The sequence below is a fragment of the Moraxella sp. 179-F 1C4 NHS genome, assembly GCF_045370505.1.
GTDB lineage: Bacteria > Pseudomonadota > Gammaproteobacteria > Pseudomonadales > Moraxellaceae > Faucicola > Faucicola tetraodonis.
In genome coordinates this window covers 78,715-92,212 of record NZ_JBIQEC010000003.1, presented here as the reverse complement: position 1 = coordinate 92,212, position 13,498 = coordinate 78,715, and the positions used below count along the sequence as shown (strand labels likewise).

Genomic DNA, 13,498 nt, shown 5'->3' with positions numbered 1-13,498 from the left:
CCAAACAAGCTAACTACTTTTTCCAATTTTTCGAGAATCTTATGAAACATGCTAATAATAACACCCTTGAGGCCACTGCTACCGACACCAACACACAGCAGCCTAGCAAGCTAAAAACCACGATTTTATACAGTGATTTGACGGATGATTCACCTATCACATCTGCCAAATCGCCTGACAATCTGACACCCAGCACTACCACAGAGACCTACCAGATTATTTCGGCGCAGTTTGCTGACCCAGCGGTTGAAATAATAGCGCCTGTCAACTCACCCAATTTGACCGATAAAAACCCCAATGAGGCGGTATTGGCAAGCACCTCACCGCTGCACCATTCGCTACACAAAGTGCCAAAAATCAACCCCATGACTGATGACAAGATTTTGCAAAAAAGTCATCAGCTAGCAATCACCCAAGACGATCAGCTTGAAGATGATAAAACAGCTTCAGGTATAGCCGTTGAGCATATGGATGTGGCACTCAAGCAGTGGTATTTTACCGTGCAATGGCAGAAAACGCAGATGCCAAAATCTGGGCTTTATAATAAATTTAAAAAACGCACGCAAGCCATGGATATAGACTTATCCTGCTTGCTTTGTAACCGATATGGCGAGGTAATCGAAACTGTTTGGTTCAAAAATGTCCGTGATAAAGCGCAATCAGTGCGTCATCAAGGCGATGAATTATTGGGCAAAAAGCCATTTAGCGCTATCGATGACCGCAAAGAAGACGCTGACAACAATCAAAGCACCAAGGTCAATGATGCCAACCTCAATCAAGAAAGTATGGTGCTTTTTTTAAGTAAGCTTCCGCCCCAAGTATTTCATGTGGTTATGATTGTGTCATCTTATCACGGCTATGCGCTTAGCAAAGCGAAAGAAGCGTCTTGTCAGCTAAGTGATGATGAAGGTAATGTGATTAGTGAGTTGGCTTTTACCAAACTGCCAAGTAATACGAAGGCATTATGGTTTGCCAGTCTGACCCGTTCTGCCGATAGTTGGCGCTACAACACTGAGCATCAACCTTTAGATAATAACAAGATGGCGCTAATGGAAAAAGAAGTAAGTGAAAAATTGGTACGTACGGCCAGATGATTGGGCATGAAGCGTAAGCTTATTGTTTATCATGGGTAAAATAACGAAGCAATTTTAAAGCCAAAATTTTATACATTTGAGGATGTTGCCATCGCATCTGTCAGTGATTGGATGTATTCGTCACTGTGATACTGTGGTACACTATGACAAAAAAAGGGATTGTCTTAATCGATAGGGATACATCGCATCTGCATTATTTTTCTCCTAAATATAGGTATTCCTAGATACATTATTGACTCATTATGCGGTAACCGTATACTTTGCGTTTAAAATGGTCAATCACATTTTATCCCATAATTAGTAATGCTTACTGTGAAATTTCTCACGCTGCTAGATGCATCATCTAGTATCTCAATTAACATTCATATAAAAGAGGTTCTCTATGGCTAGTGGAAAGTCAAATATTATCTATACCTTAACTGACGAAGCACCGCTACTGGCGACTTATTCACTACTTCCTATTATTGAAACATTTACCAAACCTGCTGGCGTTGAAATCACCAAAACCGATATTTCCGTTGCCGCGCGTGTATTGGCAGAATTCTCCGACTACCTGACCCCAGAACAACAAGTGACCGACAATCTTGCTGAGCTTGGTCGGTTGACCCAAGACCCAGACACCAATATCATCAAATTGCCTAATATCAGTGCCTCAGTGGCTCAGCTACAAGAATGTATTGAAGAGTTACAAGCCAAAGGCTACAACATTCCCAATTACCCAGAAAACCCAACCACAGACGAAGAAAAAGCCCTCAAAGCCCGTTATGGTAAATGTTTAGGTTCTGCGGTAAATCCCGTATTACGTGAAGGTAATTCCGATCGCCGTGCCCCAGCTGCCGTAAAAAACTATGCCAAAAAGCACCCGCATTCAATGGGTGAATGGAAACAATGGTCAAAAACCCACGTCTCTCACATGGAAGAAGGTGACTTTTACCATGGCGAAAAATCAATGACCCTTGATAAAGCGCGTAAAGTCAAAATGGAGCTCATCACCCATAGTGGCAAAGCTGTGGTGCTAAAACCCGAAGTTGCCCTACAAGACGGTGAAGTGATTGACTCAATGTTTATGAGCAAAAAAGCCTTAATCGAGTTTTATGAAAAAGAGCTAGAAGATTGCCGCGAAGGTAAAATCCTGTTCTCTCTACACGTCAAAGCCACGATGATGAAGGTGTCACATCCTATCGTATTTGGTCACTGCGTGAGAGTGTACTACAAAGACGCATTCGAAAAATGGAACAAAACCTTTGACGAACTAGGTATTAATGTTAACAACGGTATGGCAGGACTATACGAAAAAATCGAAACCCTACCGACTACTATCCGTGAGGAAATCGTCCGTGACTTGCATGCCTGTCAAGAACATCGCCCCGCATTGGCGATGGTGGACTCAGCAAAGGGAATCGATAACTTCTATTCGCCAAATGACGTCATCGTAGACGCCTCAATGCCAGCGATGATTCGTAATGGTGGTAAAATGTGGGCAGCCGATGGCAAGCCTTACGACTGTAAAGCAGTGATGCCAGAATCGACCTTTGCCCGTATTTACCAAGAAGTCATCAACTTCTGTAAATGGCATGGCAACTTTGACCCAGCGACCATGGGTACCGTACCAAACGTAGGTTTGATGGCACAAAAAGCGGAAGAATACGGCTCTCACGACAAAACTTTTGAAATCCCAGAGGCAGGCGTTGCCAATATCACGGACATTGAGACCGGCGAAGTATTGATGTCGCAAAATGTTGAAGAAGGCGATATTTGGCGTATGTGTCAAGTCAAAGATGCGCCAATTCGTGACTGGGTAAAACTGGCAGTGACGCGTGCACGTAACTCAGGCATGCCAGCTATCTTCTGGCTTGACCCATACCGCCCACATGAAAATGAGCTCATCAAGAAAGTAAAAAAATACTTACAAGAGCATGATACCGAAGGTCTAGATATCCAAATTATGTCTCAAGTTCGTGCGATGCGTTATACCCTTGAGCGTGTGGCGCGTGGTTTGGACACCATCTCAGTCACAGGTAACATCTTACGTGACTACTTAACTGACTTGTTCCCAATTCTAGAATTAGGCACGTCAGCCAAAATGCTATCAATCGTCCCATTGATGGAAGGCGGTGGTCTTTATGAGACAGGGGCAGGCGGCTCAGCCCCAAAACATGTCGAGCAGTTGGTTGAAGAAAACCACCTGCGCTGGGATTCACTCGGCGAGATGCTGGCGCTTGCGGTATCTTTAGAAGACTTAGGCATTAAAGAAAATAACCCACGGATAAAATTACTGGCAAAAACCCTAGACTTGGCAACGGGTAAATTGTTGGATAACGACAAATCACCATCACGCCGTACCGGTGAGCTCGACAACCGTGGCAGCCATTATTATCTAGCCAAATACTGGGCAGAAGAATTGGCAAACCAAGAGGAAGATAGCGAGCTTAAAACCAAGTTTGCGCCGCTTGCTCAAGCATTGTCAGAAAATGAAGACAAAATCATTGCTGAATTAAATGATGTTCAAGGTCAAGGCGCGGATATTGGTGGTTACTATCAACCAGACCAACAAAAACTAAGCCAAGTGATGCGCCCAAGTGCGACATTTAACCAAGCATTGGCTTCGTTTGATGCCTAATTCAATAGTATAAAAAAAGCCGAAGCTGGATGCTTCGGCTTTTTTAGTGCCTGGCTTTTTTAGTATCTGTAAATGGTTGAACATAGCTAAGCTAAGAGTATAGCTGAGTTAAAAAATGGGTAAGCCAAAACCGTCAACATCATTGTTTGTGCTTTTCTTCAACAAGCGCCAATGCAGATTTTAGCTGGTTAGTAATATCATTTTTATCATAATTACGAATATCATGAAAATTTAAATGCAAATTAAACCCAGGCAAGCTAAAGTCCACCCAATCGGTTTGCTCTATAGATTCGCTGTTGGGTTCGAGCAATTCCCACACATTCATGGCATCTTGAAAGCCCTTAAACTTAAGTTGCCCCACGGCTTGGCAATGATGGACATGACCAATTAAATTAAACGTGCTTTCGCTGATCAAAATTTGATTGTTTTGCGCGGCAGTTTCAAGGCGAAAGGCAAAATTGGCCTCTTTTCCAACCACGGTATAGGTCATACGATTGCGGCTGCCAAAATTACCGACATAACAATACCCTGTATTGATACCCATACGTACATGCAGCCCTTCAAAACCGAGTAATCGCCATTGGTGGCGCAGCACTTCCATTTCACGGCGCATCTCAATGGCCATACTGGCACAAGCAATCGCGTTATCACGGTCATTACCACCCATATCACCAAAATAGCACAATAACCCATCTCCCAAAAACTTATCGAGGGTCGCCCCATATTTTTGGCTCACTTGGGTCATACGGTCAAGATAAGTGTTTAAAATATTGGCTAAATGGTCGGAGCTAATATGATCCGACAAATCGGTAAAGCCAACAATGTCGGAAAACAAAATAGTTAGCTTGCGACGTTGATTAATGACTTCAACCTTGGTGTTATTTTTGACAATGGGCTGCCAAATCTGGGGCGGCAAAAAACGGGTTAATTTATTGGTTACCTTGATTAAGGTATCAATCCGTGCCTGCTGCTGCGCAAGCATTTGATTTTTTTGGCGTAAGCGAACTACCATGGACCAAATATGATAACCAACAGTCAAGATATCGGTAAATACAATGGCGAAATTTAAAATGTCTTCTTGCTTGGCGGTCAAACTAATGGCGGGTAATAAAAAATGCGCGAATATCAGACTAAGTAGACCTACTGCTACGGTTAATAATACCAACGAAACGGTGTATTTGGTATCTGAAAAAATCAAGCGAATCAAAATCAACAACCATAACGCAAGGCTTGGGATATAGTTAAACTGCAACATACCCGTTGCCAACGCCATCAGGGTTAATACACTGGCCGAAGTAATGTAGTGATGGGGCCGGATAACACTCAAAGTGGTGACGATAACGCCTACTACCAACAGCAAAATACTGAGCATATGATAAATGGGCGGTACGTCAAGAGAGGTTAAGGTAAGCAATACAACAAAAAATGCCACCAACTCAATGAATTTCGGACTTTTTAGATTGGTCGAAAGACCTTGAATGGATTCACGCAATTTAGTTTGTCTACCTCGTGCCTCGTGGTAAAATTTTTTTTAGACGTTCATTTGCCAATCAAATGGCATATCACGATGACCCCGCAGTGCCATCATCAGTGTCTGCTGCATATGGCTGAGAACTTCAGGGGTATAGGGGATGGCTGGATTACCCCATACGGGATTGGGCCAAGCAATGTCATTTTGGTAGCGCACGATATGATGAAAATGCAATTGCGGCACTTGGTTGCCAAGCGCGGCGATGTTCATTTTGTCGGCTTGAAAAGTTTTGGCAAGCTGACTGGATAGCCAGCTAGATTCACGTAAAAACTGGGCTTGGTCACTGGCGGATAGTTCATATAATTCTTTGATACCTGGGACACGCGGAATTAAAATCAACCAAGGAAATTGACAGTCGTTCATCAAGCGGCAAGTAGATAACGGAAATTCGCCCACCAAAAAAGTATCTTTTGCTAGTTGTGGATGTAAATTAAACATAATAACTCAATGCATTTAAAAGTGTTTTTGGAATTTAAAACTGATAAAATCAAATAATTCGCGTATTTTAGCAGTTATACCTACAAGACGAAATACTTTATTCAGAATAAGCGCATTGCAATTTAAGATTTCTTAAAGCATAAAGCAAGGCCGTTATCATCTAGACTAACTATTAGCCTAATTATGTCTGAGCGTTTTACAAATTTTGGGAAGTTTATGCAGTTGTTAAAGTCTCTTAACCAATGTCAGCGTCATGCTGATGCACCATCTTTATACCGCCGTTGTTTTATGATGGCATTGTTTGCTTTACTCATGGTTATCACCAGTGTCAAACCGACCGCTGTATGGGCGGCTGATAGCAGCAAATCAGCCAGTAGCGCCAGCGGTACGGCAACCCCACAAGACACCTTTGGGCGTGACACCCCGCGTGGTAGCGTGCAAGGCTTTATTCAAGCCTTGGCAAAAAGTGATTGGATGCTCGCGAGCCGTTATGTGGATTTAAGCTATACCAAAGACCCCAGTGGCACGCTGGAATCTTTAAAATCGGCACTCGATAGCGGCGGACGTATCAACGAGCAGCTACAAATTAGCAATGACCCTACCGGCAATCTCGATGACAAACTAGCGCCCAATCTCGATAAGGTAGGGGAGATCAACAATCCCACCGCTGACAAAAAGAGTATCGATATCTTAATGCAGCGTGTCAAACAATCTAACGGCACCTATATTTGGCTGATTTCACAACAAACCTTGCAAGAAGTTGCGTCGTTATCACTCGTTACCCAGCCGACACTGGTAGAAAAGTACATTCCCAAACAATGGATTGAGAAAGATATTAAAGGCTATAGTCTTGGACACATTGCGGCAGTGATTGCGCTCATGATAGCGACTTATCTCGCCTGTCTATTGATTAGCCAAATCTTATATATGATTATCACGCGAATTTATCTAGCGACCCACCCAGATAAAGAAAAGCAATTTCCGATTGATGGGCGCGTGGTCGTACCTGCCGCAATGGTGCTGACGGCGCTGATTATCAAAGAAGCCATGATTGTAGTGGGTATTAATTTGGTTGTGCGCAATATGGCGTCCAACCTTGCCGATATTTTATCTTGGGTATCCATGGTATGGTTGATTTTACGTATTTTGGATTTGATTTTTAAACGTGCAGAAAACTATGCCAGCAATAATCATCATCCAGAGCGGCTATCTGTCCTAAATCTGCTGCGAAAAGTGGTAAAATTGATTTTGATTGCGATTGCGACCATTGTGATTTTGGGTAATCTAGGCTACGACTTAACCACAGGTATTGCCGCATTGGGGATTGGTGGTGTGGCGTTGGCCTTGGGTGCACAAAAAACGATTGAAAACTTGGTGGGCAGCGTATCGGTCGTTGCTGACCAGCCTGTGAATGTGGGCGACTATTGCCGCTTTGGCACGCAAGAAGGTACAGTTGAAGACATCGGTATCCGCTCCACCCGTCTGCGCACCACGGATCGCACGGTAGTAACGATTCCGAATGGTAACTTCTCATCGATGAGCATTGAAAATGTCTCGCAGCGCGACATGTTTCATTTTTCGCAAGTGTTCTATATCTCGCGCGATAGCGAAATCAGTGAGATCAAGGAATTTATCGAGCAGACGCAAATTTATATCACCAATCATCCTGACACCAACAGTGTGTGGAATCAAGTGCGTATCTCTGGCACTCAGCAAGACGCGTATCTTATTGAAGTGCGATGCTATCTTAATGTGAAAGGCGCGATGGATTTTAATCAAAAACAAACCGATATGATTTTAAAAATCGCGGAGATGATGAAAGAAGTGGGGCTCAAAAATGCGTTACCGACCAGCCGTGTGATGATGGGCAAACCGATTGATGTTACCTATTCAAATTTTGCTAATACTGTACCTGTGAAAGATAAAGTGGCGGGGTCAGAAAAACTGGCACAATCGGACAAGACTGATACCAAGCCTTAGTGACTCATAGTTTTGGTATTGGCTTTTGAATTTGAATTGGGCAGGGTGGTGGCAGGTATGGCATCACCCAAGTCAACATAGACAGGAATTGGACTGTCATATGTTTGCGGCAAAGAAGCACACGAGGTAAGGTTCATCACTAAAATGGCATAAACAATCAACGGGTTTTTCAAGTTTGAAACATCCTATGTAATAAAAATCCATGCAATGAAAATTTCTAGGCTTTTAATAATAAAAACCTAGATATTACGTCAAAATAATTTAAGTAATCAATTTAATGGGTTGTGCCATTTTTATTTGTATTTACTGAACATAAATCACTGAATAAAAAACTAGGGATAATCCATCAGTATTATCCCTAAATACTCTCTTATAAAGTACAAGCGCCGCCAGCACAGCCATTTTCAAGGTCGTCTTGGGCATCATTTGCGCCATCACGGGTGTTATGATAGTACAGCGTCTTAACGCCCAATTTATATGCCATCAACAAGTCTTGAATCATCACCTTCATCGGTACACGGCTATCTTCAAACTTGGTTGGGTCGTAGTTGGTATTGGCTGAGATACTTTGGTCAATAAATTTTTGCATAATCGCCACAAGACTCAAATAACCCTTGTTATTTGGCATTTGCCATAATAGCTCGTATTGATCTTTGAGCTTATCAATCTCAGGCACCACTTGTTTTAAAATACCGTCTTTTGATGCTTTGACAGATACCAGACCGCGAGGTGGCTCAATGCCATTAGTTGCGTTAGCAATCTGGCTAGAGGTTTCTGATGGCATCAAGGCGGTCAAGGTTGAGTTGCGAAGACCGTAGGTTTTGATATCGTGACGCAGTGCTTCCCAGTCGAGTTGAAGCGGCTCATTACAAATCGCATCAATATCTGCTTTATACGTATCAATCGGTAAAATACCTTGTGAATACGTGGTATCGCCAAATGCAGGACACGCGCCTTGCTCTTTAGCCAGTTTATTTGACGCCACCAACAAATAATACTGTAAGGCTTCAAAAGTGCGATGGGTTAAACCGAGCGCCGAAGGATCTGAATATTTGGTACCATTTTTGGCAAGATAATAGGCGTAGTTGATGACACCAATACCCAGCGTGCGACGTTTCATAGAGCCATTTTTAGCAGCGATGACAGGATAGTCTTGGTAGTCAAGCAAGGCATCTAGCGCACGCACGATCAGTTCCGCTGGCTCTTTGATGTCTTCTAATTGGTTGATTTCACCCAAGTTAATGCCTGATAACGTACAAAGGGCGATTTCACCGCTTTCATCATTGATGTTGTCAAGCGGTTGGGTCGGTAGCGCAATTTCCATACATAGGTTGGATTGGCGAATTGGCGCAACACTTGGGTCAAACGGACTGTGGGTGTTACAATGGTCAACGTTTTGCACATAGATACGACCCGTGCTAGCACGCTCTTGCATCATCAAGCTAAACAACTCTTGCGCCGGCACACTGCGTTTGCGAATGGATTCATCTTGCTCATATTGCTCATACAAACGTTCAAACTTGGCTTGATCGGCAAAAAAAGCATCGTACAAACCTGGCACATCCGATGGTGAAAACAGGGTCACATTTTGATTTTTAATCAAACGTTGATAGATGGTTTTATTGATTTGTACGCCATAATCCATGTGGCGAACACGGTTGTCTTCCACGCCGCGGTTGTTTTTGAGCACCAGCAGATTTTCCACTTCCAAATGCCAAATCGGGTAGAACAAGGTCGCTGCACCACCGCGCACACCGCCTTGTGAGCAGCATTTAACGGCAGTTTGGAATAGTTTGTAAAAAGGAATACAGCCGGTGTGCTGCGCTTCACCGCCACGAATTGGGCTACCTAATGCGCGAATACGACCCGCATTGACACCAATACCGGCACGCTGTGACACGTAACGCACGATGGCACTGGTGGTGGCGTTGATACTGTCTAAGCTATCATCACATTCAATAAGTACGCATGAGCTAAACTGACGCGATGGGGTACGCACGCCCGACATGATTGGCGTTGGCAGTGAGATTTTAAAAGTAGACGTGGTGTCATAAAAGCGCTTGATATAATCTAATCGCGCGGCCTTGTCATATTGTTTGTCGTAGCTAGCAAACAGACACATACCAACGAGCATATACAAAAATTGTGGGCTTTCAAAGACTTGTTTGCTGACGCGGTCTTGCACCAAGTATTTGCCTTCCATTTGTTTGACGGCGGCATACGCAAAGCTCAAATCACGGTTGTGGTCAATATAGTCATTGAGTATGTCAAATTCTTCTTTGCTAAAGTCTTGCAAAATATGCGCATCGTAACGACCTTCTTGGGTCAGTTTGGTGACATGGTCAAACAAATGCGGCGGCTCAAACTGACCAAATGCGATTTTGCGTAAATGAAAAATTGCCAATCGCGCTGCCAAATACTGATAATCAGGCGTTGCTGCAGAAATCAAATCCGCGGCTGATTTAATGATGGTTTCATGGATGCTTTTGGTGGTGATTTTGTCATAAAACTGGATATGTGAGCTGATTTCTACTTGCGAAACAGACACATTATCGAGCCCTTCTGCTGCCCACTCGATGACTCGGTGAATCTTATCCAAATCAATTTTTTCCAAACGCCCATCGCGTTTTTGCACGAGGATATCTTCAGTACGAGTCATAATACGTTCCTTTTTTTACCTGTTTATCAACGTCATATCTGTATGTATTAAAAAGGCGCTGAGTGAGAGGTGATGAGATAAAAATGCCAAGTAAAACAGCTAACCGAAAGTATAGTGAGTGTGTGTGCCGCTTTTAACGACCGCTTTTGAGCCGAGGCCACATCACTTATCTAGCATCGCAAAGTCATTGCCGTATTATTGCAAGGTTTTGCAAAAAACTACTATATCTAGGGGTTGTTTTGTTATTTCGCACAATATAGCGTAAAAAAATTTGTAATTCTAGCTTGTATTTTTTTCAATTTTTTGCCTATTTTTCTGCAAAAATGCTAGACGCTTGATTTTATTAGCAGTTCATCAAGTCAAGCAAAAAGATAAAAAATTTGTAATTATTAAAATCAGATGGCTTGATGAATGCGTAGTCATTGTCATAAAAATTTGAAAAATTTATGCTATAGTCAAACCATCAAAACGATTTTGCAATCGTGGTTTTTTATGAAATTAATCAACAACAACAAAAGGACGGATAATGACAACTTTTAGTAATTTTACCTATGAGGAATTAACTATCGGGCAAACTGCCAGTATGACCCGCCAAGTGACCGCAGATGATGTTAAAGCATTTGCGCTTGTTACCCATGACTATAACCCTGCGCATCTCGATAATGAGTATGCCGAGCAAAGCCAGTTTAAAGGCGTGATTGCGCATGGTATGTGGACAGCAGGTCTATTATCAGCCTTGATTGGTACCAAATTTCCAGGCTTGGGGACAATTTATCTGAACCAAAGTTTGTCGTTTCGTCGTCCTGTGCATATCGATGATACCTTAACCGCAACCTTGACCGTGAAAAGTAAAGACGATAGCAAAAAATGGGTGGTGTTAGATTGCCAAGTGACCAATCAAGAGGGTAAAGCAGTAGTGACAGGTGAAGCGCAAGTAATTCCCCCCACTGAAAAAACCAGCCGTGAAGCGGTCAAATTAGACGATTTTACCCTGCGTCAAACTTTTTCAGAGTAATTAGTGGGTATAAAATAGACAGCATCAAAGAGTTGCAGTTATTGACGACAATTATTTGCTACAATAAAGCCAAGAAATTTTTTGGCTTTTTTTATAATTTTTTGATAGCAGATAAACCATGAAAACATTAACGCCTGAACAACAACAAATTTTAGCCAATGTCAAAATGCCGGATGATTGGAAGCACGCCTTGGCGACAGAATTAACCAGCAGCAATATGGATAAGATTCGCCAGTTTTTGCGAGATCAATATCATGCGAAAAAAGTGATTTATCCTTCCGGTAGTCAGATGTTCAATGCGTTTAATTTGACGCCTTTGTTGCAGGTTAAAGTAGTGATTTTGGGTCAAGACCCGTACCATGGCGCGGGACAAGCGATGGGGTTATCCTTTTCCGTGCCCAAAGCCATTCCCAAACCGCCGAGTCTACAAAATATTTTACGAGAGCTCGCCACCGATTTGGGTATCGCCCCGTCAAAACATGGCGATTTGACCCATTGGGCAACCCAAGGGGTGCTGCTACTCAACAGTATGCTATCGGTAGAAGCAGGCCAGGCCGGCAGCCATCAACGTATTGGCTGGGAAACGTTCACTGATGCGGTGATTGAGGCTGTCAATCAGTACTGCGAGCACTGTGTCTTTATCCTATGGGGGAGTTACGCGCAGAAAAAAGGCCGTTTTATCGATACATCTAAGCATTTAATCATTACAGGCACGCATCCATCACCGCTTGGTGCCAATCGGGGTGGTTTTTTTGGCACGCGTCCTTTTTCCAAAGCCAATGATTATCTGATAGCGCATGGCAAAAGCCCGATAGATTGGCAGTTGCCACAGTAGTTTGGGTGGTATCATAATGAGTGCAAGTGAGGATAACTGTTGTAAAACAGGCTTTTGTGACAGCGACTTTTGTGACACCGATTATGCCTTTATGCAAGCGGCGCTTGACGTTGCAGCCGAGGGCGGACAGCTGGGGGAAGTGCCAGTGGGTGCCGTGATTGTGCATCAAGGCACCATCATCGCCAAAGGCTACAATCAACCGATTTTAAGCCATGACGCCACGGCCCACGCCGAAATAGTGGCAATAAGGCGAGCATGTCAATATTTTGATAATTACCGCCTGCCAGCGGATTGTGAACTGTTTGTCACGCTTGAGCCTTGCACCATGTGCCTAGGAGCGATTATTCACGCCAGAGTGTCGCGCTTGGTGTTTGCAGCGACAGAGCCGAAAGCAGGCATGATTGTCAGCCAGCAGGATTTTAGCCAAGTGACGTTTTATAATCATTGTTTGAAAGTAGAACAGGGGCTAATGGCAGAGCAAAGTCGCGCTTTGTTGCAGGATTTTTTTCGCCATCGTCGTGAGCAAAAAAAACTAATGCGCGAGCAGTTAAGGGCAAACCAATAACCAATGAGTCTCTCAAAACCATTCTTTAAAATAAAAGCCATTCTTTAAAATCAAAACTATTCTTTAAAATCAAAAATTTTGGATAAAAAAAGGCAACCCATCGGCTGCCTTGTTTGACGCAAAAAACAGTTAGATTTTTAGACTAAAGCATGTTAGAGAATGTCATGACGCTTTTGGTGTTAATGCTTTTGGCGTTAAACAGTTACGCTGCATCAAAAAGCCTTGCCAGCCAAAAAAGCTAAAGTTACGGATATTGGCATGGTTTGTACCTTTTGGTTCTGCTTTAACACTGTCATAGTGCTCAGCAAACAGTTTTAGCGTATCTTGTTGGGTCAAATGGTTGAGTATCGCAAAGCCGAATACTTTCGCACTGCCTTCATTGTCACCCGCCGCATTGTGCACTTCGCCATTGACAAACTCAGTTGGGCGATAGTCATAGTAACTATCGATGATAGCTAGCACGGAAGCAAAATCTAGCGATTTGTTTTCTAATTTAGCTAATAGTTTTGATAGTTCTAGCTTATCAATAGCGCTCATAGTTACTCCAAAAGTCAAAATAGCGGCCGTCATTAACGATTAAAATAATCGTCCTCAAACGGATCAAAAGCTGGGTTAAAATTATTGTTGGTCTGACCAAAACCGCGGTTTTCCACACGGTTTTCTAAATGACGCATTTGCTGACCGCTATTGCGCGGTTGAGAGGGTTTACTGCGCTCTTGGGGAAAGGCCTCATGACTGGCTGCCCCAAAACCACTACGGTC

11 protein-coding genes are annotated in these 13,498 nt (G+C 43.1%); 6 read left to right on the top strand and 5 right to left on the bottom strand.

Going from position 1 to position 13,498, the window contains the following annotated elements; genetic code table 11:
* Positions 1 to 41 precede the first annotated feature (41 nt).
* Positions 42 to 1,094, top strand: coding sequence for a TerD family protein (locus tag ACH0AB_RS02255; protein WP_406876992.1), 1,053 nt, complete (start codon positions 42 to 44; stop codon positions 1,092 to 1,094).
* A gap of 382 nt (positions 1,095 to 1,476) precedes the next feature.
* Positions 1,477 to 3,714 carry an NADP-dependent isocitrate dehydrogenase gene (locus ACH0AB_RS02250; RefSeq protein WP_406876991.1) on the top strand — a complete coding sequence of 746 codons (2,238 nt, stop codon included), beginning with the start codon at positions 1,477 to 1,479 and terminating at the stop codon, positions 3,712 to 3,714.
* 139 nt (positions 3,715 to 3,853) lie between these two features.
* Here ACH0AB_RS02250 and ACH0AB_RS02245 read toward each other — a convergent pair whose 3' ends face one another.
* Together ACH0AB_RS02245 and ACH0AB_RS02240 are read right to left on the bottom strand one after the other, a co-directional pair.
* Complete coding sequence (locus ACH0AB_RS02245) at positions 3,854 to 5,206, bottom strand: adenylate/guanylate cyclase domain-containing protein (protein ID WP_406876990.1); 1,353 nt, start codon at positions 5,204 to 5,206, stop codon at positions 3,854 to 3,856.
* A gap of 39 nt (positions 5,207 to 5,245) precedes the next feature.
* Complete coding sequence (locus ACH0AB_RS02240) at positions 5,246 to 5,683, bottom strand: HIT domain-containing protein (protein WP_036601311.1); 438 nt, start codon at positions 5,681 to 5,683, stop codon at positions 5,246 to 5,248.
* Between the two features lie 216 nt (positions 5,684 to 5,899).
* Here ACH0AB_RS02240 and ACH0AB_RS02235 point away from each other — a divergent pair, with 216 nt between their 5' ends.
* Positions 5,900 to 7,663, top strand: a complete 1,764-nt coding sequence (locus ACH0AB_RS02235; protein WP_406876989.1) for a mechanosensitive ion channel family protein — start codon at positions 5,900 to 5,902, stop codon at positions 7,661 to 7,663.
* Here ACH0AB_RS02235 and ACH0AB_RS02230 read toward each other — a convergent pair.
* A complete protein-coding gene (locus ACH0AB_RS02230; protein ID WP_219299277.1) occupies positions 7,660 to 7,836 on the bottom strand; it encodes a hypothetical protein in 177 nt (58 codons plus the stop codon). The genes ACH0AB_RS02235 and ACH0AB_RS02230 overlap by 4 nt on opposite strands.
* A 197-nt stretch (positions 7,837 to 8,033) precedes the next feature.
* Positions 8,034 to 10,322: a class 1a ribonucleoside-diphosphate reductase subunit alpha gene (gene nrdA / locus ACH0AB_RS02225; protein ID WP_406876988.1), complete on the bottom strand. Its 2,289-nt coding sequence runs from the start codon at positions 10,320 to 10,322 to the stop codon at positions 8,034 to 8,036.
* Between the two features lie 526 nt (positions 10,323 to 10,848).
* Between nrdA and ACH0AB_RS02220 the strand changes: the two genes are divergently transcribed.
* The 3 genes from ACH0AB_RS02220 to tadA all read left to right on the top strand — a co-directional run bounded on the left by ACH0AB_RS02220 (position 10,849) and on the right by tadA (position 12,737).
* Positions 10,849 to 11,337: a MaoC/PaaZ C-terminal domain-containing protein gene (locus ACH0AB_RS02220; protein WP_219299275.1), complete on the top strand. Its 489-nt coding sequence runs from the start codon at positions 10,849 to 10,851 to the stop codon at positions 11,335 to 11,337.
* A 118-nt stretch (positions 11,338 to 11,455) separates the two neighbouring features.
* The gene (gene ung, locus ACH0AB_RS02215) at positions 11,456 to 12,172 is read left to right on the top strand and encodes a uracil-DNA glycosylase (protein WP_406876987.1); all 717 of its coding nucleotides are present in this window, start codon (positions 11,456 to 11,458) and stop codon (positions 12,170 to 12,172) included.
* 16 nt (positions 12,173 to 12,188) lie between these two features.
* Positions 12,189 to 12,737 (top strand): tRNA adenosine(34) deaminase TadA, encoded by a 549-nt coding sequence (gene tadA, locus ACH0AB_RS02210; RefSeq protein ID WP_406876986.1) that lies wholly within the window; start codon positions 12,189 to 12,191, stop codon positions 12,735 to 12,737.
* Between the two features lie 162 nt (positions 12,738 to 12,899).
* Here tadA and ACH0AB_RS02205 read toward each other — a convergent pair whose 3' ends face one another.
* Positions 12,900 to 13,274, bottom strand: coding sequence for a HopJ type III effector protein (locus tag ACH0AB_RS02205; RefSeq protein ID WP_406876985.1), 375 nt, complete (start codon positions 13,272 to 13,274; stop codon positions 12,900 to 12,902).
* Positions 13,275 to 13,498 lie beyond the last annotated feature (224 nt).